The sequence below is a fragment of the Achromobacter sp. NPDC008082 genome (genome assembly GCF_042957345.1).
GTDB lineage: Bacteria > Pseudomonadota > Gammaproteobacteria > Burkholderiales > Burkholderiaceae_B > Achromobacter > Achromobacter kerstersii_A.
The window spans coordinates 172,229-196,174 of record NZ_JBIBIB010000001.1 but is presented as its reverse complement, the minus strand read 5'-3'; the positions used below and the strand labels follow the sequence as shown (position 1 = coordinate 196,174).

The 23,946-nt window shown below is 65.9% G+C and carries 21 protein-coding genes and 1 riboswitch; of the genes, 7 read left to right on the top strand and 14 right to left on the bottom strand.

From position 1 onward, the window contains the following. Positions 1–108: 108 nt before the first annotated feature. Positions 109–1,107: a tripartite tricarboxylate transporter substrate-binding protein gene (locus ACFZAI_RS00930; RefSeq protein ID WP_391565165.1), complete on the top strand. Its 999-nt coding sequence runs from the start codon at positions 109–111 to the stop codon at positions 1,105–1,107. Positions 1,108–1,298: 191 nt separating this feature from the next. On the opposite strand, the gene metF is transcribed toward ACFZAI_RS00930, so the two are convergent. From metF to ACFZAI_RS00885, 9 genes are all read right to left on the bottom strand, one after another. Then, positions 1,299–2,141: a methylenetetrahydrofolate reductase [NAD(P)H] gene (gene metF / locus ACFZAI_RS00925; protein WP_391565164.1), complete on the bottom strand. Its 843-nt coding sequence runs from the start codon at positions 2,139–2,141 to the stop codon at positions 1,299–1,301. Then, on the bottom strand, positions 2,141–2,476 hold the full coding sequence (locus ACFZAI_RS00920; RefSeq protein WP_006224804.1) for a phage holin family protein: 336 nt from the start codon (positions 2,474–2,476) through the stop codon (positions 2,141–2,143). Before ACFZAI_RS00920 ends, metF begins: the two co-directional genes overlap by 1 nt. 124 nt (positions 2,477–2,600) lie before the next feature. Continuing rightward, on the bottom strand, positions 2,601–4,019 hold the full coding sequence (ahcY, locus tag ACFZAI_RS00915) for an adenosylhomocysteinase (RefSeq protein ID WP_391565163.1): 1,419 nt from the start codon (positions 4,017–4,019) through the stop codon (positions 2,601–2,603). A gap of 100 nt (positions 4,020–4,119) precedes the next feature. Beyond that, positions 4,120–4,267, bottom strand: a riboswitch (S-adenosyl-L-homocysteine riboswitch). A gap of 74 nt (positions 4,268–4,341) precedes the next feature. Beyond that, positions 4,342–5,382, bottom strand: coding sequence for a glycosyltransferase family 4 protein (locus ACFZAI_RS00910; protein WP_391565162.1), 1,041 nt, complete (start codon positions 5,380–5,382; stop codon positions 4,342–4,344). Between the two features lie 214 nt (positions 5,383–5,596). Continuing rightward, complete coding sequence (locus ACFZAI_RS00905; RefSeq protein WP_391565161.1) at positions 5,597–5,833, bottom strand: DUF1289 domain-containing protein; 237 nt, start codon at positions 5,831–5,833, stop codon at positions 5,597–5,599. 78 nt (positions 5,834–5,911) lie between these two features. Then, positions 5,912–6,799, bottom strand: coding sequence for an alpha/beta fold hydrolase (locus ACFZAI_RS00900; protein ID WP_391565160.1), 888 nt, complete (start codon positions 6,797–6,799; stop codon positions 5,912–5,914). 89 nt (positions 6,800–6,888) lie between these two features. After that, positions 6,889–7,554: a 3-isopropylmalate dehydratase small subunit gene (gene leuD / locus ACFZAI_RS00895; RefSeq protein ID WP_391565159.1), complete on the bottom strand. Its 666-nt coding sequence runs from the start codon at positions 7,552–7,554 to the stop codon at positions 6,889–6,891. Next, entirely contained in the window at positions 7,551–8,972 is a 1,422-nt protein-coding gene (gene leuC, locus ACFZAI_RS00890) for a 3-isopropylmalate dehydratase large subunit (protein ID WP_391565158.1), read from the bottom strand. The genes leuD and leuC overlap by 4 nt, the downstream gene beginning before the upstream one ends. Before the next feature lie 24 nt (positions 8,973–8,996). After that, positions 8,997–9,977, bottom strand: coding sequence for a tripartite tricarboxylate transporter substrate binding protein (locus ACFZAI_RS00885; RefSeq protein WP_391565157.1), 981 nt, complete (start codon positions 9,975–9,977; stop codon positions 8,997–8,999). A 135-nt stretch (positions 9,978–10,112) separates the two neighbouring features. Between ACFZAI_RS00885 and ACFZAI_RS00880 the strand changes: the two genes are divergently transcribed. After that, on the top strand, positions 10,113–11,036 hold the full coding sequence (locus ACFZAI_RS00880; RefSeq protein WP_391565156.1) for a LysR family transcriptional regulator: 924 nt from the start codon (positions 10,113–10,115) through the stop codon (positions 11,034–11,036). Positions 11,037–11,043: 7 nt separating this feature from the next. Here ACFZAI_RS00880 and ACFZAI_RS00875 read toward each other — a convergent pair whose 3' ends face one another. From ACFZAI_RS00875 to ACFZAI_RS00865, 3 genes are all read right to left on the bottom strand, one after another. Continuing rightward, positions 11,044–11,685 (bottom strand): flavin reductase family protein, encoded by a 642-nt coding sequence (locus ACFZAI_RS00875; protein WP_391565155.1) that lies wholly within the window; start codon positions 11,683–11,685, stop codon positions 11,044–11,046. A gap of 1 nt (position 11,686) precedes the next feature. Further along, a complete protein-coding gene (locus ACFZAI_RS00870) occupies positions 11,687–12,523 on the bottom strand; it encodes a GntR family transcriptional regulator (protein ID WP_391565154.1) in 837 nt (278 codons plus the stop codon). 190 nt (positions 12,524–12,713) lie between these two features. Continuing rightward, a complete protein-coding gene (locus tag ACFZAI_RS00865; RefSeq protein WP_391565153.1) occupies positions 12,714–13,643 on the bottom strand; it encodes a polysaccharide deacetylase family protein in 930 nt (309 codons plus the stop codon). Positions 13,644–13,966: 323 nt separating this feature from the next. Between ACFZAI_RS00865 and ACFZAI_RS00860 the strand changes: the two genes are divergently transcribed. From ACFZAI_RS00860 to ACFZAI_RS00850, 3 genes are all read left to right on the top strand, one after another. Next, positions 13,967–15,157: an ABC transporter substrate-binding protein gene (locus tag ACFZAI_RS00860; RefSeq protein ID WP_391565152.1), complete on the top strand. Its 1,191-nt coding sequence runs from the start codon at positions 13,967–13,969 to the stop codon at positions 15,155–15,157. An 80-nt stretch (positions 15,158–15,237) separates the two neighbouring features. After that, positions 15,238–16,116 carry a branched-chain amino acid ABC transporter permease gene (locus ACFZAI_RS00855; protein WP_391565151.1) on the top strand — a complete coding sequence of 293 codons (879 nt, stop codon included), beginning with the start codon at positions 15,238–15,240 and terminating at the stop codon, positions 16,114–16,116. Beyond that, positions 16,116–18,605: an ATP-binding cassette domain-containing protein gene (locus ACFZAI_RS00850; RefSeq protein WP_391565150.1), complete on the top strand. Its 2,490-nt coding sequence runs from the start codon at positions 16,116–16,118 to the stop codon at positions 18,603–18,605. Before ACFZAI_RS00855 ends, ACFZAI_RS00850 begins: the two co-directional genes overlap by 1 nt. 64 nt (positions 18,606–18,669) lie before the next feature. Here ACFZAI_RS00850 and ACFZAI_RS00845 read toward each other — a convergent pair whose 3' ends face one another. Beyond that, a complete protein-coding gene (locus tag ACFZAI_RS00845) occupies positions 18,670–19,674 on the bottom strand; it encodes an Lrp/AsnC family transcriptional regulator (RefSeq protein ID WP_391565149.1) in 1,005 nt (334 codons plus the stop codon). Between the two features lie 82 nt (positions 19,675–19,756). Here ACFZAI_RS00845 and ACFZAI_RS00840 point away from each other — a divergent pair, with 82 nt between their 5' ends. Further along, on the top strand, positions 19,757–21,076 hold the full coding sequence (locus tag ACFZAI_RS00840) for an MFS transporter (protein ID WP_391565148.1): 1,320 nt from the start codon (positions 19,757–19,759) through the stop codon (positions 21,074–21,076). Positions 21,077–21,151: 75 nt separating this feature from the next. Next, positions 21,152–22,582 (top strand): amidase, encoded by a 1,431-nt coding sequence (locus tag ACFZAI_RS00835; RefSeq protein WP_391565147.1) that lies wholly within the window; start codon positions 21,152–21,154, stop codon positions 22,580–22,582. Positions 22,583–22,689: 107 nt separating this feature from the next. Here the strand turns inward: ACFZAI_RS00835 and metK are convergent, their stop codons facing one another. Then, positions 22,690–23,853: a methionine adenosyltransferase gene (gene metK, locus ACFZAI_RS00830; RefSeq protein WP_391565146.1), complete on the bottom strand. Its 1,164-nt coding sequence runs from the start codon at positions 23,851–23,853 to the stop codon at positions 22,690–22,692. Between the last annotated feature and the right edge of the window lie 93 nt (positions 23,854–23,946).

Below are 23,946 nucleotides of genomic sequence, written 5' to 3'. Positions count from 1 at the left end.
AAACCCGGCTTGTGAAACGGCGAATTCTCATCCTTGGGCCCTCGGGCCACACTGGTACCCGCCCGCATGCTGTTGGCGCGGCACCAGAACAACCACAAGGAGCGAGACATGCCCTCATTTTTTGCGCGCGCGGCTACGCGTGCTGCCTGGCCCATGTTGGCCTTGTCCTGCCTGGCATGGGGTTCCGCCAGTGCGCAAGGCGCTTATCCCAACCATCCCATTTCGCTCGTCGTGCCTTTTGCGGCGGGCGGGCCGACGGATGTGGTCGCGCGCAGCCTGGGTGCGTCCATGGCCAAGACGCTGGGGCAAAGCGTCATCATCGAAAACCGCACGGGCGCGGGCGGCACGCTGGCCTCGCAGCATGTGGCGCGTTCGGCGCCGGATGGCTACACCTTTCTGATTCATCACAACGGCATGGCGACGGCGCCTGCGCTGTACCGCAAGCTGTCGTTCAACCCACTGACGGACTTTGCTTACGTCGGCCAGGTGGCGGACGTGCCGATGACGCTACTGGGCCGCAAGGACTTGCCGGCCGATGGCATGGCGGGCTTCGTCAAGTACGCCAAGGAAAATGGCAACAAGATCAACCTGGCCAACGCCGGGCTGGGCGCGGTGTCGCAACTGTGCGGCATGTTGCTGCAAGAGTCGCTGGGCGTGCAGTTCACTACCGTGCCGTATGCCGGCACCGCGCCGGCGATGACGGCGCTGCTGGGCGGGCAAGTCGATGTGTTGTGCGACCAGACCACGCAGACCATTCCGCAGATCAAGGGCGATCGCGTGAAACTGTTTGGCGTCACTACGCTGGACCGCATCAAGGCGCTGCCCGATGCGCCGACCTTGCAGGAAGGCGGGTTGAAGGGCTTTGAGGTCAAGGTGTGGCACGGCGTTTACGCGCCCAAGGGCACGCCGCCAGAGGCGATCGCCAAGTTCAATGCGGCGTTGCGCACGGCGCTGAAAGACCCCGCGTTCACGCAGAAGATGGCGGAACTGGGCGCCGAGATCGTGCCGGAATCCAAGCAGACGCCAGAAGGCTTGCAGACGTGGTTGCAGTCCGAAGTGGACAAGTGGGGCGGCGTGATCCGCAAGGCGGGCGTGTACGCGGACTGAGGCGTAACGCGCAGGTGACAGCGCCCATGCCGGCGCCTGTGACAGTACGCGTGTAGGCGCCTGTGGCAGCGCCTGTCGCCGCACGCGTGGCAGCGCCTGTAGCAGCGCCTATGCCAGCACAAGGCAAAAAAAAGGCCGGCATTTTTCGATGCCGGCCTTTCTATCGTCACGGCAAGCCGCGCAATCAGCGATTACTTCGCCAGTTCCTTCCACACCGCAAGCGGCGCTTCCGCGTGGTTCAAGGTGTAGAAATGCAGGCCCGGCGCGCCGTTGTCCAGCAGCGTCTGGCACAGCTCGGTCACGACATCCACGCCAAACGCGCGAATGGACGCCTTGTCATCGCCAAACTCCGCCAGCCGCAGGCGAATCCAGCGCGGCACTTCCGCGCCGCACATTTCCGAAAAACGCAGCAGCTGCGTGTGGTTCGTGATGGGCATGATGCCCGGCACGATCGGCACGCGCACGCCCTTGGCCTGGGCCCGGTCGACGAAGTCGAAGTAGGCGTCGGCGTTGAAGAAATACTGCGTGATGGCTGCATCGGCGCCCGCCTTCACCTTGGCCACGAAATGGTCCAGGTCGGCCGACGGGTTCGCGGCTTGCGGATGCATTTCGGGATAGGCCGCGACTTCGATGTGGAACCAGTCGCCCGTTTCCTCGCGGATGAACGAGACCAGCTCATTGGCGTAGCGCAGTTCGCCCGCATCACCGCCCATGCCCGAAGGCAGGTCGCCACGCAGCGCCACCACGCGCCGCACGCCTTCGTTCTTGTAGGCCTGGAGAATGTCCCGCAGTTCCTGGCGCGTGGCGCCCACGCACGACAAGTGAGGCGCCGCATCGCAGCCCAGGTTGCCCAGCGTGCGCACGGCGTCTGCCGTGCCGGCGCGCGTGGAACCCCCCGCACCGAACGTCACGCTGACGTACTTGGGCTGGATGGCCAGCATCTGCTTGGCCGCGCGGACCAGCCGCTCTTGGCCGGCCAGGTCGCGCGGGGGAAAGAATTCCAGACTGAAAGCGGGGGAAGTCGAGTCAGACATTAGGGAATCAGTTTGGTAAGCAGACCAGAGATGATGCTGTACAGAATGGCACCGCCCACGGCCCACCAGAACCCGTTGACCTGGAAGCCCTTCAGCACGGAGCCGACGAACCAGAACAACAAGGCGTTGATGACAATGAGGAAGAGCCCAAGGGTGACGATCGTGATGGGCAAGGTCAGCAGCACAAGCACCGGTTTGACCAGCATGTTCACCAGACCCAGCACCAGTGCGGCGATCAGCGCCGAACCGAAACTGGCCACGGCAATGCCGGGCAAGAGGTAGGCAACGGCCAGCAAGGCCACCGCGTTCAGAATCCAGACGAGTATCAATGTCACCATGTTCGAACTCCTGTATTGACGCTCCGCGGCCCTGCCTTCAACAAACAAAAACAGGGGAACCCGCGGTTCGGAAAGCCCGCGCCAACATGGCGCGGCACGTTCCTATTGTGCTTTCAACCCATCAATAACGGTAGTGCTCGGGCTTGAAGGGGCCTTCGACCGGCACGTTGATGTAGTCGGCCTGATCCTTGCGCAGCGTCGTCAGCTTCACGCCCAGCTTCTTCAGATGCAGGCGGGCAACCTTCTCGTCCAGGTGCTTGGGCAGCACGTAGACTTCGCCCGACTTGTAGGCTTCGTTGCGCGTGAACAGCTCGATCTGAGCGATGGTCTGGTTGGCGAACGACGAGGACATCACGAACGACGGGTGGCCCGTGGCGCAGCCCAGGTTCACCAGACGGCCTTGAGCCAGCAGGATGATGCGCTTGCCGTCCGGGAAGATCACGTGGTCGACTTGCGGCTTGATCTCTTCCCACTGGCAATCGGCCAGACCGGCGACGTCGATTTCGTTGTCGAAGTGGCCGATGTTGCAGACGATCGCCTGGTCCTTCATGGCGTTCATGTGCTCACGCGTGATGACGTGGTAGTTGCCGGTGGCGGTGACGAAGATGTCGCCATGCGCTGCGGCTTCTTCCATCGTGACAACCTTGAAGCCTTCCATCGCGGCTTGCAGGGCGCAGATCGGATCAATTTCGGTGACCCAGACTTGCGCACGCAGGGCGACCAGCGCCTGGGCGCAGCCCTTGCCCACGTCGCCGTAACCGGCCACGACGGCGATCTTGCCGGCCACCATGACGTCGGTGGCGCGCTTGATGCCGTCCACCAGCGATTCGCGGCAGCCGTACAGATTGTCGAACTTGGACTTGGTGACCGAGTCGTTGACGTTGATGGCGGCAAAGGCCAGCTCGCCCTTTTGCGACATCTGGTACAGGCGATGCACGCCAGTCGTGGTTTCTTCCGTCACGCCTTTGATCAGCGCCAGGCGGGTCGAGTACCACTTCGGATCACGCTTCAAGGTTTCCTTGATGGCGGCAAACAGGATGCGCTCTTCGTCGCTGCCCGGGTTGGCCAGCACCGAGATGTCTTTCTCGGCCTTGGTGCCCAGGTGCAGCATCAACGTGGCGTCGCCGCCGTCGTCGAGGATCATGTTGGCGTTCTGGCCATTGGGCCATTCGAAGATCTTGTGGGTGTACTGCCAGTACTCTTCCAGCGTTTCGCCCTTGACGGCGAAGACCGGCGTGCCCGATGCCGCGATGGCGGCGGCGGCGTGGTCTTGCGTGGAGAAGATGTTGCACGACGCCCAGCGCACTTCGGCGCCCAGGGCCACCAGCGTTTCGATCAGCACGCCGGTCTGGATGGTCATGTGCAGGCTGCCGGCGATGCGGGCGCCCTTGAGCGGCTGCGCGGCGGCGAATTCTTCGCGGATGGCCATCAGGCCGGGCATTTCGGTTTCGGCGATGGCCAGTTCGCGACGGCCCCAGCCTGCCAGCGACAGGTCGGCAACCAGGTAATCGGAAAAGGATTTATCAGTCACAGCGTTCATGGTGTGTAGGCTCCACGTGAATATCGAACGGCGCACGATATGGCCGGACAACGCGAATACACCACGACAGTCGAGTGCTCGCCTTTCCCGCCATATGCGACAAAGGTGAGCGCCGTTGCTGTAGCGACGCGCGGGGCGCGGCGCTTGAACAAGGATTCCTGAGCCTGGCGAGCCGGGGTTCGCTCTGCACGACATGGATGCCATGGCATGAAGGAAACCGCAGGGTCGTCGCAACGCTCCTCAGGATTGCCGGGCATTGTACCGGTTTGACCGCCCGCGCGGAAATCCGTCCCCGAAATAAACTGCACAAGAAATCTTCCGCTCACCCCGCCCCGGCCAACGTGGTCCGCGAAGCGGCATCCGGCGCCAAGGGAACCAGCGAGGCCAGCAGATCAGAGGCCACCGAATCCCAGCTGCGCGTCAGCGCGTGCGCGCGTACGGCATGTCGATCCAGCGGCAGCGCCGCGCGGCACGCGTGGGCAAGGTCATCGTCCAGGCAGCCCGTCACCCCCGGCGTCACCACCGCCAGCGGCGCCTCGCTGCGAAAAGCGGCCACGGGGGTGCCGCTGGCCATGGCCTCCAGCATCACCAGACCGAACGTATCGGTCAGGCTGGGAAACACGAACACATCGGCCGCCGCATAGAAGCCGGGCAGCGCGTCGTCTTGCTGCATGCCGAGAAACACCGCATTGGGAAAGCGCTTCTTCAGCCGCGCCTCGTCCGGCCCCGCCCCCACCACTACCTTGCTGCCCGGCAGGTCCAGCGCCAAAAACGCATCCAGGTTCTTTTCACGCGCCACGCGGCCCACGCTCAAGTAGACCGGGCGCGGCAGATGCGCAAACGCCTGGCTGTCGGCGGGCTGGAATTTGCGGGGGTCCACGCCGCGCGACCAGACGCGCAGGTTCGCCAGGCCGCGCCGCACGAGCACATCGCGCACTGTGGGGGTGGGCACCAGCACGCATTGCGACGGCCGATGGAACCAGCGCAGATAACGCCACGGCAAGGCTGCGGGGATGCCCATGCGCGCTTGCAGATAGTCGGGAAACATCGTGTGAAACGAAGTGGTGAACTGCCAGCCGCGGGCGAGCGCCATGCGCCGCGCCGCCAGGCCCAGCGGGCCTTCGGTGGCGATGTGCAGCGCGTCGGGAATGGTGTCGCCCAGGATGCGGCGCAATTGCTTGCCCGGTTGCAGGCACAGCCGCAGGTCTGGCTCGGACGGCGCCGGGATGGTTCGGCTGCCCTGCGGGTTCACCACGATCAGCTCGTGGCCCCATTCAGACAGGATCTGCTGCATGGTCGTCCAGGTGCGGACGACGCCGTTGACTTGCGGATGCCAGGCATCCGTAACCAGAACGATGCGCATGAGGGGGGCCGGAAGTGGGCGATACCGCGATTTAGCCCGGCCGATATGACATGCCCAAGACGCCGGCAAAATTCGGCCGGAAATTTCTGGCCGGCGCGTGCCTGAGTTGCGGCGCGCTCGCTGCTACGCCGCTGTTGCTACGCCGCTGTTGCTACGCCGGTGTTGCTGCGCCGCTGTTGATGCGCCGCTGTTGATGCGCCTGAATGGTTGCGGGTTAGTTGTTGCGGCGGGGATAGCCTTGCGCCTTGATGCGCACCCAGACTTCGCGTTTTTCCTCTTCCGTCATGAAGACCCAGTTGGCGACTTCCATGGCCGTGCGGCCGCAGCCGCGGCAGATATCGTCGAACAGGGTCGAGCACACGGCCACGCAGGGGGAGTCGGTCGCTTTGAAGACGCGTTGCGCGTCGTCGGGGTCAGGCAGTTCGGACAGGTCGGCGAAGTAACGATTCATGGGGCGAAGATTAACACCCGCGCTACGTCCCTTTTTGGATAGCCCTATCACCCGCCCTGGCTTGATTGACAGCGCGCGCTAGCGCCAGCCGAAGAACGCGCCCGCCTCATCCAACAGCGCATCCGGCGTCTCTTCAGCCAGGTAATGCGCCCCCGGCAGCGGCCCGCCCGAAACGTCATCAGCGATGGCGCGCCACAAGCCCAGCACATCGAAATTCTTGCCCACGGCGCCCCGTTCGCCCCACAGCACCCGCACCGGCATGCGCAGCCGCTCGCCGGCGGCGCGGCCGGCGCGGTCGTGCTCCAGGTCGAGTGTGGCGGACGCGCGGTAGTCTTCGCAGATGCCGGTTGCCCAGCCGGGCAATTGCGCCGCGCGTTCGTATTCCGCCATCGCCTCGGCGGAAAAATGCGCCAGGCCGCCGGGCCGGCCGCCCATCACCGAACGCAGGTAGAACACCGGATCATGCTCGATCATCGTTTCCGGGCCGGGCGCGGGCTGGATCAGCCAGAACCAATGGAAGTACGCTTGCGCGAATGCGCGCGTGGTGCCTTCATACATGTCCAGCGTGGGCGCGATGTCCAGCAGCATCATGCGCGACACGGCGCTGGCGTGGTCCAACGCCAGCCGATGCGCCACGCGCGCGCCGCGATCATGCGCCAGCACTTCAAAGCGCTCGTGGCCCAGCGCACGCATCAGCCCGACCATGTCGGCCGCCATCTCGCGCTTGGAATGCGCCGCGTGGTCCGGCGTGGCGGCGGGCTTGGTGCTGTCGCCATAGCCGCGCAAGTCCGCCGCGATGCACGTACGATGCCGCGTCAGTTCCGGCCACACGCGATGCCAGATGGCATGCGTTTGCGGATGGCCGTGCAGCAACAGCAACGGCGGCCCCGACCCGTCGATGCGCGCGGCGATCTCAATACCGTTGGCCGCGATGCGGCGCACGGGCAAGTCGAAGAAGGCGGTCATGGGGGAAGTCTCCTTGTGCGTCAGGGGCGTGGTGTTCAGCAGTATGCAGCGTCACGGATATGCGGCGTCACGGTTGTACAGCGTCTGGGTCAAGCAGCATCCAGGCGGTCGCGCACCGTGCGCGCCACATCCTTCATCCACGGATGGCGCGCCCAGTGGGCCGCTTCGAAGCGTTCGACCTCGGGCAGTTGCAGCAGCGACGCGCCCACCATGTCCTGCCCTTGGGCGAACATGCGGCGATGGCGCTCGGGCAATGCAAAGCTTGCCGTCCAGCCATCCGCCGCACGAATCTGTCCTGCCATGACGTCGATGGCCACCCGGTTGCCACCCGCTTGTTCAGAATCAGACACCCCGGCATTGGACACCCGCGCGAGCAAGGCGTCGACCTCGGCGGCGGGCAGGCTCACCAGCAGCAGGCCATTGTTCACCGCATTAAAGTAGAAGATCTCGCCGAAGCTGGGCGCAATCACGGCGCGGATGCCGAACTGCTGCAAGCCCCACACCGCGTGCTCGCGGCTGGAGCCGCAGCCGAAGTTAGGCCCCGCCACTAGCACGGACGTGCCTGCATAAGCGGCCTGGTTCAGCACGAAGCCGGGACGCGGCGCGCCGTGCTCGTCAAAGCGCAGGTCGTACAGCAGGCCGCGGTCCAGCCCCGCCTTGTCGATGATGCGCAGAAACTGCTTGGGCATGATCTGGTCAGTATCCAGATTGGAAAACGGCAGCGGCGCGGCGATGCCTTCGATCAGCGAACTCATTTAGCTTGCTCCCATTCACGGACGTCGACGATGCGGCCCGCCAATGCGGCGGCGGCGGCCATCGCCGGGCTCATCAGATGCGTGCGCCCTGCCCGCCCCTGACGGCCTTCGAAATTGCGGTTGGTGGTGGACGCGCAGCGTTCACCCGGGCGCAGCACGTCGTCGTTCATGGCCAGGCACATCGAGCAGCCCGGCTGGCGCCATTCGAAGCCCGCTTCCATCAACACGGCGGCCAACCCTTCCGCTTCGGCCTGCGCGCGCACCGCGCCCGAACCCGGCACGATCATCGCGCGCACGCCCGCCGCCACCTTCCTGCCGCGCGCCAGCCCCGCCACCACGCGCAGGTCTTCGATGCGGCCATTGGTGCAAGAACCGATGAACACGCGGTCAATCGGCACGCCGGCAATCGGCGCGCCTGGCGCAAGGCCGATGTAGTCCATGGCCTTCTCCAAGGCCAGCCGGGCCAGTTGATCGGGCTCGGCCTGCGGGTCTGGCACATGGCCCGTCACCGGCATAGCCTGATCGGGGCTCGTGCCCCAGGTCACGAACGGCGCGATGTCCTTGGCGTGGAACACGTGTTCCACATCAAAGGAGGCATTCGCATCGGTGCGCAGCGTGGCCCAATAGGCGCGCGCCTGCGCCAGCGATTCGCCATGCAGCTGCGGCGCGTGCGTGGTGACGTAGGCGTCGGTGGTGGCGTCCGGCGCGATCAGCGCGGCGCGCGCGCCCGCTTCCACCGTCATGTTGCACAAGGTCATGCGACCTTCCGCCGACAAGGCGTCGATGGCGTCGCCACAGAATTCCACCGCATGCCCGCGCGCGCCCTGCGCACCGATCCGATGCACCACATAGATGACGAGGTCCTTGGCCGACACGCCCGCCCCCAACGCGCCGTCCACGCGGATGCGCATGTTGCGCGCCACGCGATACACCAGCGTCTGCGTGGCCAGGATGTGTTCCACCTCGGACGTGCCAATGCCGAAGCCCAGCGCGCCCAACGCGCCATACGTCGTGGTGTGGCTGTCGCCGCACAGCACGACCATGCCGGGCAAGATCATGCCGTGCTCGGGCGCGATCACGTGCTCGATGCCTTGCAGCGGGTCGGTCGTGTCGAACAGCGCGATGTGCTGTGCGTCGCAATTGCGTTTCAGGTTCAGGGCCTGGCGCGATGATGCGTCGTCTGCAATCACGCGCAGCGCCGGCGCCACCGGATGCGTGGGAATGATGTGGTCCACCACCGCCATCTGCTGGCCTGGGCGCAGCACGTTCCTGCCGCGCGCGGCCAGGCCGCTGAAGGCCTGCGGGCTGGTGTATTCATTCATGATGTGCAGATCGACGTACAGCAGAATATGCTCGTCATCGATGCGGGCCACTTCATGGCTGGCCACCAGTTTGTCGTACAGCGTCATGCCGGGCATGTCTTGCTTCCTTGAATGGGGCGCTTAATTCGCCTGGATGCCAGCGTCTTTCACGATGCCCGCCCAGCGCGTCATTTCGGCGGCCACCATGTCGTCCGTTTTGGCGGGGGTGGAGATCAGCGGGTCGAACCCTTCTTGCTGCATGCGCGCCTTCAGCGCAGGCGACTGCAACGCTTCAGCCAGCTTCGCGTTCAGCGTGTCGATCACCACTTGCGGCGTATCGGCAGGCGCGCTGACGACGAACCAGGTGTTGAACTCGTAGCCCGGCAAACCGGACTCGGCGATGGTTGGCACGTCCGGCAGCAAGGGCGAACGCGTCGAGCCGGTTACGCCCAGCGCGCGCAGCTTCTTGCCATCCACCTGCGGCTTGGCGGCGGACAGCACCGGAAAGCTCATCTGCACTTGCCCGCTGATGGTGTCGACCATGGCGGGGCCGCCGCCCTTGTACGGCACGTGCAGAATCTGCGTCTTCGACACGGACTTGAACAATTCCGCGGCCATGTGGAACGTGCTGCCCGTGCCGGCGGAACCGAAGCTCAGGTCATTGGCGGGCCGCGCGCGCACATAGGAAAGCAGCTCGCTCACATTGGCGACGGGCAACGCGTTCGTCACCGTCAGCACGTGTTGCGACGTGCCGACCGTGCCCACCGAACGCAAGTCCTTCGTCGTGTCGAACGGCATGTCCTTGAACAGCGCCGGGTTGATCGCCAATGACATCGTGTTGATCGCCAGCGTGTAGCCATTGGGCTGGGCGCGCGCCACGGCGGCCATGCCGATGTTGCCGGACGCGCCCGCGCGGTTCTCGACGATCACGCTCTGGCCCAACGCGCGGCCCCACGCGTCCGAGATCAGCCGCGCGGCGATGTCCACGCTGCCGCCGGGCGCAAAAGGCACCACCAGCGTCACGGCGCGTTCAGGAAAAGCGTTGGCGGCGGCGGCCGGAAGCGTCCAACAGGACGCGGCTAGGGCCGCGCACAAGGCCGTGGCCAGGGGGTGGATCTTCATGTCTCGGGTCTCCTCGGTTGGCCACGTGGCTGTGGCTCTATATCGGTGAACCCAGTGTATAAGCGGGGTTAATTCTTATAATTCCCGTTCAAACTAAATCTTTATTAAATTAGATTTATCAATCAGGCTTGCGCCATGGATGCCCTTTCCGATCTCGCTTTCTTCTCGCTCGTGGTCAAGCACGGCAACCTGTCGGCCACTGCGCGCGAACTCGGCCTGACCCCGCCCGCCATCAGCGCACGGCTAGCCCGGCTGGAGCAGCGGCTGGGCGTGCGCCTGCTGAACCGCACCACGCGCCGCGTCAGCGTCACCCAGGAAGGCGAGCTGTACTTGGCGGAAGGCGGACGCATCCTGGCGGATCTGGAAGCGCTGGAACGGTCGGTCTCAAGCGCCCGCGCCCAGCCCCAGGGGCTGCTGCGGCTGAACGCCACGTTCGGCTTCGGCCGCGCGCACATCGTGCCGGCCGTCTCGGACTTTGCGCGCCAATATCCTGACGTGGAAGTGCTGATGCGCTTAACCGACCGGCCGCTGAACCTGATTGAAGAAGGCTTCGACGTGGCCGTGCGTTTCGGCGACCTGCCCGACGCCCGGCTGACCGCCCGCAAAATTGCCTCCAACCGGCGGCTGCTGTGCGCGTCGCCCCGCTACCTGGACACCTATGGCGAACCGCGCACGCCCAGTGATCTGCAACGCCATCGCTGCATCGTCGTGCGCGAGAACGACGTCGCCTACGGCACATGGCGGCTGGAATCCGGCCAGCGCGCCGAGACGGTCAAGGTGCGCGGCCCCGTCAGTTCCAACGACGGCCAAAGCGCACTGGAATGGGCGCTGGACGGCCACGGCATCGTCATGCGATCCGAATGGGAAACCGCAGCCTACTTACGCGAGGGCCGGCTGCGCGAAGTGCTGATCGATTGGCGCACACCCCCCGCCGACATCCACGCGCTGTATCCCGAACGGTTGAATCTACCGGCCAAGACGGTGGCGTTCGTGGAGTTCCTGTCCCAACGATTCGCGCGGCATCTCAGAGCGCCGGGCGGGACGGGGGGGATGTGGTGAGGGACGCTTAAATCTCATCAATCGCCGTACTCGCCGTTGTCCCCGCCGGCGCTTCTCCCGCGCCGATTGCGTAGCGGTCGCGCGTGGTGACGTAGAAGCTGGCGCCGAAGCGGCCCACCGGGAAGTAATCCTGCAAGCGCACGCGCCAGGTTTCCGTATCGATCAGGCCGTCGCGCGCGTGCAGCCAGCGCACTTGGCCGATGAAGATCTGGCGGCTGGCGGTTTCCATGGTTTCGTAGAGCGTGCATTCGAACGCCACGGGCGCTTGCACGATGCGCGGCGGCTTGACGTGGTGGCTGGACGCGGCGTCCAGGCCCGCGTGGGCCAGTTCGCTGACGTCCGCCGGCAGGCGGTCGCCGCAGCGGTGCATTTTTTCCGCCATGGCTTCGTCGGTCAGGTGCACCACGAATTCCTTGTCGCGGGCGATGTTGCGCGCCGTGTCCTTCAGGCCGCCATCTTCCAGCCGGTTGATGCTGACCATGACAATCGGCGGGTCTTCGCCCAGCATATTGAACATGCTGAAGGGCGCCGCGTTGACCACGCCGGTGTCCGACAAGGTGGTGATCAGCGCGATCGGGCGGGGCACGATCAGGCTGGCCATCAGCTTGTAGCGCTGGTATTCGGTGATTGTGTCGAAGTCGATTTCCATATCAGGCCAGTCCCAGCATCTGGGCAAGGGTTTGCGCGGGTTGCGGGCGTTCAAGGCTGATACGCCGCTCCAGGTCCGCAAGGTGGTTGTCATTGATTTTCACGGCCTCGGCCACGTCGCCGCGTTCCATCAGGTCGACGATCAGCACGTGCTCGCCGTGTTCGCAGGCGGCGTTGCCGGGCGGCTCGTACAGCGCCACGATGAGCGAGCAGCGCGACACCAGCTCGGCCAGATAGCCGTGCAGGATGGCGTTGCCCGACAGCTCGCCCAGCCGCACATGAAAGGCGCTGGCCTGACGCGCCCACGCGGGTTGGCCTGCGCGATGCAGCAACGCGTGTTCGTCGCGCAGCTGCTTGCGCAGCGACGCGTAATCGGCCTTGGTCGCGCGCGCCACGGCCAGCGGCAGCAATGCGGCTTCCAGCGCGCGGCGCGCCTGGAAAATCTGCCGCGTGTCTTCGGGCGTGGGTTCGGCCACCACGGCGCCACGGTTGTGATGCAGGTCAACCACGTGCTCGTGCGCCAGCCTCTGCAAGGCCTTGCGCGCTACGGATCGCGACACGCCGAACAAGTCGCAGATGGCGGCTTCGGGCAGCTTTGTGCCGGGGGTCAGCCGCTGGCTCATCACGCTTTCGTAGACGGCCTCGCAGATGCGGCGCTCCATGTCGCTGTCGGGCGTGCCGTCGGCAGGGCCGGCGTCGCGCGGGGCCGCTGACGCGACGCTGGGGCGCTCCGTTGCGGCGGACACGACGCTGGGGCGCTCCGTTGCGGCGGACGCCACGGCGATCTTGCTGCGGGGGGCAGGCTTGGCGCGGGGTTTGGCGGGGCTTCGGCTGGGCATGCTGAACTCGAAAAGGTTAAACGGGTACGGCGGATAGGCGGGGTAAGACAGTTAAAGGGGTAAGACAGTTAAGCGGATATGGCAGTTAAACGGACAGGGCTGTTAAGCGGACAGGGCTGTTAAACGGATAGGGCAGTTAAACCGATAAAGCGGCGGGATTGTTCGGGGCCGGCCGGGCAGAGGCCCGGCCCTATAGCGCAGCAATCACGCCCGCTGGCAGGCTGTCCACATGGCGGCAGATTTCACCCGGCGTGGTGAACCAGATTTCGCCGCGGTCTCGCGCGGCGGCCAGCGGCGCGAGCGCCCGGCGCAGGTGCCGCAACCGGTACGGCTGCCCGACGATATACGGATGCAGCGCAATGCCCATGACCAGCGGCTGGCGGGTGGCCTGCACGCGCATCTCTTCGAACTGGTCAAGAATCATATCGGCAAAGTCGCGCGCGTCCATCTTGCGGCCCATGATCATCGGGATGTCGTTGAGCTCCTGCGGATACGGAATGGCCCAGAGGTCGCCCGCGCGGGTGCGCATGCGCATCGGCTGGTCGTCATGGCACCAATTCAGCGTGTAGCGGTAGCCGGCTTCGGCCAAGAGATCGGGCGTGGCGCGGCTTTCCGAGATCCATGGCGACAACCAGCCGGCGGGCGCATCGCCCGTGTGCTGACGGATGCGGTCGCGGCAATGCGCAAGCAGCGCGCTTTCCTCGGCCTCGGCCAGGCCGCCTTGCCGGTGCGCGTTGCTGTAGCCGTGGCCGATCAATTCATCACCGCGCGCGAGAAAGGCGTCAATCAGGTCGGGGCAGTGGTCATACAGAGCGGTGTTGATCAGCACGCCTGCTGGCAGGCGCAATTCGTCGAACAGGTCCAGGCAGCGCCACGCGCCCACGCGGTTGCCGTATTCGCGCCAGGCGTAGTTCAGCACGTCGGGATGCGGCGACGCCGGCCCCAGCTCGGCGCCCAGCCCTTCGCCAAACGCGAAGTGTTCGATGTTGAACCCCAGGTACACGGCCAGACGCGCGCCGTTGGGCCAGGTGTAGTCGGCCCGGCCAGAGATGGGCTGGTAGGCGAAGCGGCCATGGCAGGCCAGGGGCTCGGGCGTCCAGACGGCGCCGGAGGTGGACATAGACCCGGACATAGACCGGGACATCGAAGCGGACGTCGGTGCGGACGCATCTGCACGCCCCGGATTAGTGCTTGAAAGCAAGGATGGATTCATTTTGGTGCAAATCCTGATGCATGATTGTTAACAAAATTCCTGCTGCTTTGAAAACAAAATTTGGCGTTGACGCACACAAAGTGCAGTCAAAAGACGCCGCTTCCCCCTGGGAACGCCGTGATCGCCGCCCCCTGCGGCCGGGCCGGATCAGGTGGCATGGATCTTGCATGGGGTAGGCAAGCAGCACTTAACCCTATGCAAGATCCGTTCCACTTTTCCAGGAGTGCCCGATGGTCCCGACCCGCCGTTCCTTTCTGCTTCGCGCCACCGCCGCCGCCCTCTTCACGGCCGGCCTCGCCCTGCAACCGGCGCTTGCCGCCGACCCCATCAAGATCGGCCTGATCACCGCGCTATCGGGCGAGTCCGCCCGCGCGGGCGAAGCGCTGACGCGCGGCATGACCATCGCCATCGATGAAATCAACGCCAAGGGCGGACTGTTGGGCGGCCGCCAGATCGTGCTGGTGCGGCGCGACGACGAAGGCAACCCCGCAAAGGGCATGGCCGCCGCGCGCGAGCTCATCTTCAAGGAAAAAGTGGCCGTGCTGTTCGGCGGCCTGGACACGCCGGTGTCGATGGCCATCGTGCCCATCGTGAATCAGGAGAAGGTGCCGTTCATGGGCCCGTGGGCGGCCGGCACGGCCATCACGCAGAACAAGGGCAACCCGAACTTCGTGTTCCGCGTGTCGGCCATGGACGAGATCGTTGACAGCGCCATGGTTCAGTACGCGCAGAAGACCTTCCAAAGCGCCAAGCCCGGCATGATCCTGGTGAACAACCCCTGGGGCGAATCCAACGAGAAAGGCCTGAACGCCGCGCTGGCGGCCGCCAAGGTCACGCCCGCAGGCGTTGAAAAATTCCAGCCCAACGACCTGGACGTGGTGCCGCAGCTGAGCCGCCTGAAGGCCGCGGGCGCGGACACGCTGTTCCTGGTGGGTAACGTGGGCCCGTCGGCGCAAGTGGTGAAGTCGTTGGACCGCATGGGCTGGAAGGTGCCGATCGTGTCGCACTGGGGTCCTGCGGGCGGCCGCTTCACGGAGCTTGCCGGCCCCAACGCCAAGAACGTGCACTTCGTGCAGACCTACAGCTTCTTCGGCAAGCAAGGGCCGGTGGGCGACAAGGTGATGCAGGCGCTGAAGACCAAGTATTCCGACATCAAGGGCCCGCAAGACATCACGCCGGCAGTGGGTGTGGCCAACGCGTATGACGGCATGCAGCTGGCGGCGCTGGCCATCGCGCAGGCGGGCTCGACCGATGGCGACGCGGTGCGCCAGGGCTTCTACAAGATCGGCAAGTACGACGGCCTGATCAAGACATATGAGCAGCCCTTCACGCCGGCCTCGCACGATGCGCTGCGCGAGAACGACTACGTGTGGACGCAGTTCATCGACAACCGCATCCTGCCCGTCAAGGCCGCGCAGTAAGCCGGTGAAGTCCGCCGGCGCACGCGGCTCGCTGAGTACGCCGGCTCAATACAGCGAATTGAATTACGCGGGAGACGCGCATGTTGTTGATGTCCGCCATCGTCAGCGGCCTGGGTCTGGGAAGCATGTACGGACTGATGGCCCTGGGCTTTTACCTGACCTACGCCGTATCAGGCACGGTGAACTTCGCCCAGGGCAGTTCCATGATGCTGGGCGCCGTGCTGACCTACACGTTCGCGCAGACGCTGGGCTGGCCGCTTGCGCCCGCCTTGCTGGTGGCGCTGGCGCTGTGCGGCGTGTATGGGCTGGTGGTTGAGCGGCTGGCCGTGCGGCCATTCGCCAGCCGCGGCTCCAACGCGTGGCTGATGTCCACGGTGGCGCTGGGCATCGTGCTGGACAACATCGTGATGTTCACCTTCGGCAAGGAGCCGCGCAGCCTGCCGTCGCCGCTTGCGCAAGCGCCGCTTGAAATCGGCGGCCTGGGGCTGGGCATCTACCCGCTGCAACTGCTGATTCCGATTGTGGGCCTGGTGCTGGCGGCGGCGCTGCACACCTTGTCGCGCCGCACGCGCTGGGGCGTGGCGCTGCTGGCGGTGGTGCAGAACCCGAACGCCGCGCGGCTGATGGGCATTCCCGTGCGCCACGCCATCATGGCCGCGTTCGCCGTGTCCACGCTGTTTGCCGGCGTGGCCGGCGCGCTGGTTGCACCGCTGTTCAACGTGCAGGCGGACATGGGCACGCTGTTCGGGCTGAAGGCCTTTGTGGTCGCCATTCTGGGGGGCATCACCAGCGCCTGGGGCGTGATGATCGCAGGCCTGCTGTTTGGCGTGGTTGAAGCGCTGATCACCGTGGCCCTGGGCTCCGGATACACCCAGATCATCAGCTTCACGCTGGTGATCGTCATGTTGGCCGTGCGTCCCAATGGACTGTTCGGACGCGCCGATGTCAGGAAGGTCTGATGAATAAGCAACTTGCATCACGCTGGCTGCCGCTGGCGATTTACGCGCTGCTGGCCGTGGCCAGCCTGGCTCTGGCGGCCACCGTCAACGGCTATTACGTGTTCGTGCTGGGCAACGTGGCGCTGCTGGCGCTGGCCGGCATCGGGCTGAATGTGCTACTGGGGCTGACCGGGCAGATGTCATTCGGACACGCGGGCTTTTACGCCATCGGCGCCTATACCGTGGCCATGCTGACGGGACAGGCCGGCTGGAGTTTCTGGCTGGCCTGGCCCGCGGCCGCATTAGTGGCGGGCGCGTTTGGCTTGCTGCTGGCGCTGCCCGCGCTGCGCGTGAAAGGGCCGTACCTGGCGATGATCACCATCGCATTCGGCTTCATCGTCGAGCACGCGCTGATCGAAGGCGGTGACGCGACCGGCGGACAGAACGGGCTGATGGGCATCGTGCAGCCGGCGTTCGCGGGCATAGGCGGCGATCGCGGCGTGGCGATGCTGGCGATCGTGGCCGTGTTCGTGGCGCTGGCGGCGTACGCCCTGCTGGCCCGTGGCACGTGGGGCGCGGCGATGCGCGCGGTGAAAGACAGCGAGACGGCCAGCGAATCCATCGGCATCAACCCGCTCATGGTCAAGGCCGTGGCGTTCATGGTGTCGGCCGCGGTGGTGGGCTTGGCGGGCGGGCTCTACGCGCCGCAGGCTGGCATGATCACACCGCACAACTTCAACTTCATGCAGTCCATCCTGTTCGTGCTGGCGGTGACGCTGGGCGGCGCGGGATCGCTTGCCGGCCCCTTGCTGGGCGCGGTGGTGGTGGGGCTGCTGCCGGAAATGCTGTCCAGCCTGGAAGAATACCGGCTGCTGTTCTTCGGCGCGTTTCTGCTGGTGGTGCTGTGGGCGGCGCCGGATGGCGTGGCCGGCTTGTTGTCGCGGTGGCGGCGCAACGCGGCCACGCAGGCGCTGGCGCCGCGCCAAGGCGGCATGGCCATGGGCGCACGCCCCCGCGGCGTGTTGCGCGCCGATGCCTTGACCATGACGTTTGGCGGCGTGCGCGCCGTGCAGTCGGTGTCGTTCACCGTGCCGCCCGCTGCGGTGACGGCGTTGATCGGCCCGAACGGCGCGGGCAAGTCCACCGTTATCAACATGCTTAGCGGCTACTACCAGCCCACCAGCGGCGCGGTGGCGCTGGGCGACGCGCCCTTGGCCGCACTGCCCGCTTACCGGGTTGCGCGCAGCGGCATCGCCCGCACCTACCAGACCTCGCAATTGTTCGACACGCTAAGCGTGGAAGACAACGTGGCGCTGGGCATGGTGCGCGGCCGGTTGGGCGGGCTGCTGGCGTCGCGCCGCTTTCTGGCGCCGGACGTGCGCGAACGCGCGCGCGCCCTGCTTGCGTTCTGCGGCTATGAAGGCGCGCTGGACACGCCCGCCGCCGACCTGCCCCACGTCGACCGCCGGCTGGTGGAGATTGCGCGCGCGCTGGCTACCGACGCCGACATTCTGCTGATGGACGAGCCCGCCGCGGGCTTGTCACGCGAAGACAAAACGCGCTTGGCTGGCCTGCTGCGGCGCATCGCCGAGGCGGGTGCGGGCGTGCTGCTGGTGGAGCACGACATGGCGCTGGTGATGGGCGTGTCCGATCACATCGTCGCCATCGATGCCGGGCGCGAACTGGCGCAAGGCACGCCGGCCGAGATTCAACAATCGGCCGCCGTGCGTCAGGCGTATCTGGGCGATGAAAGCGCCCGCCGCGCCCCCGCCGCGCGGCAACGTGCGGCAGGAACGGGCATCGCGCCCGAGGTGCTGGGCGTGGGCAATCTGGTGACCGGCTATGGCGCGAACCCCGTGCTGCACGGCATCGACCTGCAAGTGCGCCAGGGCGAGATGGTGGCGCTGCTGGGCGCCAACGGCGCGGGCAAGTCGACCTTGATGCGCACGCTGGCGGGGCTGCATCGGCCCGTGCAAGGCGGCATGCATTTGCAGGGCGTGGAACTGAATGGCCTTGCCGCCGACCGCATCGTGGGGCGCGGGCTGGTGCTGGTGCCGGAAGGCCGGCAGGTGTTCCCGGGCTTGAGCGTGCTGGACAACATCCGGCTGGGCGCCTTCCTGCATCCCGCCGACCGCGAGGCCCGCGTCGAAGAAATGCTGACGCGCTTTCCGCGCTTGCGCGAACGGCTGCATCAACGCGCGGGTTTGTTGTCAGGCGGTGAACAGCAGATGCTGGCGATTGCGCGCGGGCTGATGTCCAAGCCCGTGATCCTGCTGCTGGACGAGCCCTCGCTGGGGCTGGCGCCGAAGATCATCGATGAATTGTTCGAAGCGCTGGACCGCTTGCGCGCAGAATCGATGACGATCTTGCTGGTGGACCAGATGGCGGCGCTGGCGCTGTCACTGGCCGACCGCGCGTATGTGCTGGAATCGGGCCGCGTGGCGGCGCAAGGCACGGCGCAAGAGATCGCGCAGGACGGGGCGCTGGCGCGAGCGTACTTGGGCGCATGAGATCGGGGCATTGTCCCGAAAACATCGCCAAATCATCGCCGAATCATCGCCCCATCAGCGCACGTTAGCCTTCGTCCGCGCCCAGCCGCGCGCCGGCGCGCACGATGCCGCAGCGCTTGTGGGCGCGCATCACCACGCCGACTTCGCTGTTGAGCACGCCGTCCAGCTCGCCCAGGCGGCGCGTCACGACATCCCACAGGTGCAGGCTGTCGCGGCACAGCACGTGCCAGAACAATTGCGACGCGCCGCTGGTGCCGAACAGGCAGCGCGTGTGCGGGTCCAGCGCCAGATGCGCGGCCAGCGCGTCCACCGCCTGCGGGCGCACCTGCACCGAGATCACGGCTTCCACCGGGAAGCCGACCAGCGCGGGTTCGACTTCCACACGAAAGCTCAGCGCGCGCCGCTCCACCAGATGCTGCAACAGCCGCTGCGCGGTCGGTTCGCTGACGTTGGCTTGCTCGGCCAATTCCGCCAGGCTGGCGCGCCCGTCGCGCATCAGATGCGCCACCATGCGCTGCTCGGGTTCAGTCAGCGCGACGGGGGGTGACGCGGAGGGCGTCTCGACCCCAGCGTCCGCTTGCGCCTGAATGCGCCATTGCCCGGCGCGGCGAAACGGCCGCAGAACAAGGCGCGCTTCCACGTGCTCGACCCCATCTATCGACGGCAGCACACGGGTCACCACATCAGGCATGTCAGCCGCGTCCGCCAAAGTCAGCTCGGCCATCAGATCGGCCGTGCCGGCCAGCGTGACGACCAGTTGGCAGATGTCCAGCCGCGCCAGTTGATCGGCCACGTCCGGCACGCGGCCCGACCGGCAGCGCACCCACGCATGCAGCACCACGCCCTGGCCCATGGCCAGCGGATCAGGTTCGGCAATGACGCGCAACGCATCCGCGTCCATCAGGCGGCGGATGCGGCGCGCAACCGTCCGCTCGGCGATGCCGGTGGCCGCGCCCAACTCGCGCCAGGAGGCGCGGGGGTCCGACTGCAACGCAATCAGGCAGGCCAGATCGGTGTCATCGAGCGCTGGCATTAGGGGCTTACCCTTACTTGACGTGACCATATTCATTAATCTAACGTTCGCGCATTGATAAAAACACAAAATTAAACGGTCTTTTTGACCAAAAATAAATTCTTATTTTGAGGACGTCATGAGCAGCCCATCCGCGACCTTGCGCAGCAAGCAAGGGGCAAGCGCCGCGCCCGCCAGCGCTGCGCCCGTATCCCGCGCCCGCACCATTCTGGCCGGTAGTGTAGGCAATGCGGTCGAGTGGTTCGATTGGACCATCTACGCCTCGTTCGCCATCTTCTTCTCAAGCCAGTTCTTCCCGCCGGGCAACGAAACCACCGCACTGCTGGCCACCTTCGGCATCTTCGCCGTGGGCTTCTTCATGCGTCCGGTTGGCGGCTGGGTGCTGGGCATTTTCTCTGACCGCTACGGCCGCAAAGCCGCGCTGGGCCTGACGATTCTGATGATGGCGGGCGGTTCGCTCATCATCGCCATCACGCCCACCTACGCCACGATCGGCCTGGCCGCCCCGCTGCTGCTGACCGGCGCACGCCTGTTGCAAGGCCTGTCGCTGGGCGGAGAGTATGCCTCGGCCACGACCTTTCTGGCGGAAATGGCGCCGCCTGAGAAGCGCGGCTTCTATTCCAGCTTTGTGTTCTTCAGCGCCGCCGTCGGCATTCTGGCCGCGTCTGCCGTGGGCTGGATTCTGACGTCGACGCTTACCAAGGCCGACATGGCGGCCTGGGGCTGGCGCATTCCGTTCCTGCTGGGCGCCTTGGGCGGTCTGGCCGGCATGTGGATTCGCCGCGCCATCCCGGAAACCGAAGCGTTTTCGCACGCCAAGAAGGCGGGCGTCGAAAAGCAGCCGCTGCGCACGCTGCTGCGCGACCACCCGCGTGAAGTGCTGCGCATCGTGGGCTTCTCGGTGCTGACCACGTTCGCGTTCTACATCTTCGTGGCCTATGTGCCCACCTACGCCATCCGCCAGGTGGGGGCTGACCCGAAGACCGCGTTCGCCGCCAACACCGTCGCGCTGATCGTCTTCATGCTGGTGCAGCCGCTGTTCGGCATCTTGTCCGACCGCATCGGCCGCAAGCCGCAGCTGATCTTCTTTGCCGCGGGTTACCTGGTGTTCTTCTACCCGCTGATGACGACGCTAGGGCCGTCCTTCGGTTCGATCCTGGCGGTGGAATTGTTTGGCCTGGTGCTCTACGCCATGTACACGGCCATTGCGCCGGCCATCATGTCGGAGCAGTTCCCCACCAGCGTGCGCGCCGTCGGTATCGGCACGCCGTACAACCTGGTTGTTGCGCTGCTGGGCGGCACCACGCCCTACCTGCTGACCTGGCTGCAAAGCAAGGGCATGGAGCGCTGGTTCTTCTACTACGTGCTGGCGGGCGCCGTGATCACGCTGATCACCTTCATCCGCATGCCCGAAACAAAGGGCCAGACGCTGAAATAACGCGCTCAAGCACCCCGTGTAAACGCTTTCCGGCCTCGCCACGGCCGGAAAGCTTTTTCTTTTTCCATGAGATCCATGCCTGAACACGACCACACCGCCCTGCATTTCCAAGACGCCCGCGAACTTGCCCGCGCCATCCGCCAACGCGAACTGACATCGCGCCAGGTCACCACGCACTTTCTGGACCGCATCGAACGCGCGGCTCCGCTTGCCGCCTACAGCGAGATCACCGCGGAACGTGCGCTGGCGCAGGCCGACGCCGCCGACCGCCTGCAAGACGCGGGCCTGTTGATGGGCCCGTTGCACGGCGTGCCGGTCGCGGTGAAGGACAGCATTCAATGGCAAGGCACGCCCACCACCGGCGGCTCCCAGACCCGGCGCGGCGTCATCAGCGGTGAAACGTCGACGGCGGTGCGCGCCCTGTCCGCCCAAGGCATGGTGATTCTGGGCAAGACGCGCATGACGGAATTCGCGTTCGGGCTGTCGGGCCAGAACCCCACGCAAGGCACGGCGCGCAATCCCTGGGATGCGAAGGTGGCACGCGCGCCGGGCGGGTCTTCCAGCGGCGCGGGCGTGGCGGTGGCGGCCGGCCTTGCGCCCATCGCGCTGGGCGGCGACACCGGTGGTTCGGTACGCGCGCCGGCGGCCTTGAACGGACTGGTCGGCTACAAGCCGTCGTCCGGGTTGATCAGCCGCGCGGGCTGCCTGCCGCTGTCTGACACGCTGGACGTGCTGGGCCCCATCGCCCGCAACGTGGCCGATGCCCGCCTGCTGGCGCAATTGCTGGCCGGCCCCGATGTGGACGATGCCGCCACCTTGGCCGTGCCGGCCGCCTGCTTCACCGCGCTTCGGCATCCTGCCGCCCGTCGGCCGAATACGGTCGCCGTGCTGGCGCCAGAAGCCTGGCCCGCAGCGCTGACCGAAGCGGGGCTGCAAACCTGCCACCAGGCGCAGGAACAGCTGGCAGCGGCCGGGCTCACGCCCACCGCCTGGCACCCGCCCGCCGGCCTGTCGTTCGCGCGCATGGCGGACGATAACTCGCTGGTGCTGGCCTACGAGGCCTATCGCTACTACGGCGCGCTGGCGGAAAACCCCGCCGCGCCCTTGTGGGAAGTGGTGCGGGCGCGTATCGCGGCGGGCGGCCGGATCGCGCAAGCCGATTACGAAGCCGCTTTGCTGCGGCGCGCTGCCGACATGGCCGCCTTCGCCAGCGCCATGCAGGGGCTGGACGCCTTGCTGATGCCCGCGTGCGACCAGGCCGCGCAAGCGCTGGACGAAGACGACGTGCGCCATGTGGGCCTGGGCAAATTGCTGCGCCCGGCTAATTTCCTGGGCGCGGCCGCCATCGCGTTGCCCGCGGGCTTCGACGCCGACGGCATGCCCATGTCGGTGCAACTGCTGGCCCCGGCGGGCGGCGACGCCGCCTTGCTGGATTGCGCAGCGGTGCTGGAACCCGTGCTGGCGCCGGTAGCGCGCGTGCCGGATCTATCGTCCTGGGGCTTGTAAACTTCGCGGCGATAAAAAAGCCCCTTGAGCAATCAAGGGGCTTTTTTGTGTTTGAAGATGACCGGTCCTGTACGTGCAACCTATGGCAGGACGGGTCAAGACGCGCTTTACAGCGCTTTCTTCAGTTCCTGAACCTTGTCCGTGGCTTCCCACGAGAATTCCGGCTCGGAACGGCCAAAGTGGCCGTAGGCGGCGGTCTTGGCGTAGATCGGGCGCAGCAGATCCAGCATGTTCACGATGCCCTTCGGACGCAGGTCGAAGTGTTCGCGAACCAGCTTGGCGATCTGGTCGTCGGGGATGACGCCGGTGCCTTCCGTGTACACGGTGATGTTGATGGGTTCGGCCACGCCGATGGCGTAGCTGACCTGCACCTGGCACTGACGCGCCAAGCCGGCGGCCACGATGTTCTTGGCCACGTAGCGGGCGGCGTAGGCGGCCGAACGGTCGACCTTGGACGGGTCCTTGCCCGAGAACGCGCCGCCACCGTGCGGGCATGCGCCGCCGTAGGTGTCGACGATGATCTTGCGGCCGGTCAGGCCGCAATCGCCTTGCGGGCCGCCGATAACAAAGCGGCCGGTCGGGTTGACCAGGAACTTCGTGTTCGGCGTGATCAGGCCTTCGGGGAAGCTCAGCTTGATGATGTCTTCGATCACCGCTTCGCGGATGGTGTCTTGCGTGACTTCCGGCGCGTGCTGGGTCGACAGCACCACGGTGTCGACTTCCGCCGGGCGGCCGTCGATATAGCGGAACGTCACTTGCGACTTGGCGTCCGGGCGCAGCCACGGCAGGCGGCCGTCCTTGCGCAGTTCGCTCTGGCGCTGCACCAGGCGGTGCGCGTACCAGATCGGCGCCGGCATCAGGTCGGGCGTTTCATCGCACGCGTAACCGAACATCAGGCCTTGGTCGCCCGCGCCCTGGTTCAGATAGTCTTCCGAGCTGCGGTCCACGCCTTGGGCGATGTCCGGCGATTGCTTGTCATAAGCAACCAGCACGGCGCAACCCTTGTAGTCGATCCCGTACTCGGTGTTGTCGTAGCCGATGCGGCGAATGGTGTCCCGCGCAACCTGGATGTAGTCGACGTTGGCGGTAGTGGTGATTTCACCGGCCAGAACGACCAGGCCCGTGTTGCACAGCGTTTCAGCTGCGACACGCGCGTTGGGGTCCTGCGTGAAGATGGCATCCAGAATCGAGTCGGAAATCTGGTCGGCAACCTTGTCGGGGTGCCCTTCAGAGACGGATTCGGAGGTGAAGAGAAAATCGTTATTGGCCACAGATGCGTCCTTAGTGTCCGGCTTGACCGGCTCATAGGTTCACGAGGCGCGTTGCACCCCGGAATGCATGACATACGCTATCTGGGTGCGACG

What these genes read in the sequence shown, in the direction of transcription:
- ACFZAI_RS00930 (WP_391565165.1), top strand. Translation starts at nt 109, where the DNA reads ATGCCCTCATTTTTTGCGCGCGCGGCTACGCGTGCTGCCTGGCCCATG.
- metF (WP_391565164.1), bottom strand. Translation starts at nt 2,141, where the DNA reads ATGTCTGACTCGACTTCCCCCGCTTTCAGTCTGGAATTCTTTCCCCCG.
- ahcY (WP_391565163.1), bottom strand. Translation starts at nt 4,019, where the DNA reads ATGAACGCTGTGACTGATAAATCCTTTTCCGATTACCTGGTTGCCGAC.
- ACFZAI_RS00910 (WP_391565162.1), bottom strand. Translation starts at nt 5,382, where the DNA reads ATGCGCATCGTTCTGGTTACGGATGCCTGGCATCCGCAAGTCAACGGC.
- ACFZAI_RS00905 (WP_391565161.1), bottom strand. Translation starts at nt 5,833, where the DNA reads ATGAATCGTTACTTCGCCGACCTGTCCGAACTGCCTGACCCCGACGAC.
- ACFZAI_RS00900 (WP_391565160.1), bottom strand. Translation starts at nt 6,799, where the DNA reads ATGACCGCCTTCTTCGACTTGCCCGTGCGCCGCATCGCGGCCAACGGT.
- leuD (WP_391565159.1), bottom strand. Translation starts at nt 7,554, where the DNA reads ATGAGTTCGCTGATCGAAGGCATCGCCGCGCCGCTGCCGTTTTCCAAT.
- leuC (WP_391565158.1), bottom strand. Translation starts at nt 8,972, where the DNA reads ATGCCCGGCATGACGCTGTACGACAAACTGGTGGCCAGCCATGAAGTG.
- ACFZAI_RS00885 (WP_391565157.1), bottom strand. Translation starts at nt 9,977, where the DNA reads ATGAAGATCCACCCCCTGGCCACGGCCTTGTGCGCGGCCCTAGCCGCG.
- ACFZAI_RS00880 (WP_391565156.1), top strand. Translation starts at nt 10,113, where the DNA reads ATGGATGCCCTTTCCGATCTCGCTTTCTTCTCGCTCGTGGTCAAGCAC.
- ACFZAI_RS00875 (WP_391565155.1), bottom strand. Translation starts at nt 11,685, where the DNA reads ATGGAAATCGACTTCGACACAATCACCGAATACCAGCGCTACAAGCTG.
- ACFZAI_RS00870 (WP_391565154.1), bottom strand. Translation starts at nt 12,523, where the DNA reads ATGCCCAGCCGAAGCCCCGCCAAACCCCGCGCCAAGCCTGCCCCCCGC.
- ACFZAI_RS00865 (WP_391565153.1), bottom strand. Translation starts at nt 13,643, where the DNA reads ATGTCCACCTCCGGCGCCGTCTGGACGCCCGAGCCCCTGGCCTGCCAT.
- ACFZAI_RS00860 (WP_391565152.1), top strand. Translation starts at nt 13,967, where the DNA reads ATGGTCCCGACCCGCCGTTCCTTTCTGCTTCGCGCCACCGCCGCCGCC.
- ACFZAI_RS00855 (WP_391565151.1), top strand. Translation starts at nt 15,238, where the DNA reads ATGTTGTTGATGTCCGCCATCGTCAGCGGCCTGGGTCTGGGAAGCATG.
- ACFZAI_RS00850 (WP_391565150.1), top strand. Translation starts at nt 16,116, where the DNA reads ATGAATAAGCAACTTGCATCACGCTGGCTGCCGCTGGCGATTTACGCG.
- ACFZAI_RS00845 (WP_391565149.1), bottom strand. Translation starts at nt 19,674, where the DNA reads ATGAATATGGTCACGTCAAGTAAGGGTAAGCCCCTAATGCCAGCGCTC.
- ACFZAI_RS00840 (WP_391565148.1), top strand. Translation starts at nt 19,757, where the DNA reads ATGAGCAGCCCATCCGCGACCTTGCGCAGCAAGCAAGGGGCAAGCGCC.
- ACFZAI_RS00835 (WP_391565147.1), top strand. Translation starts at nt 21,152, where the DNA reads ATGCCTGAACACGACCACACCGCCCTGCATTTCCAAGACGCCCGCGAA.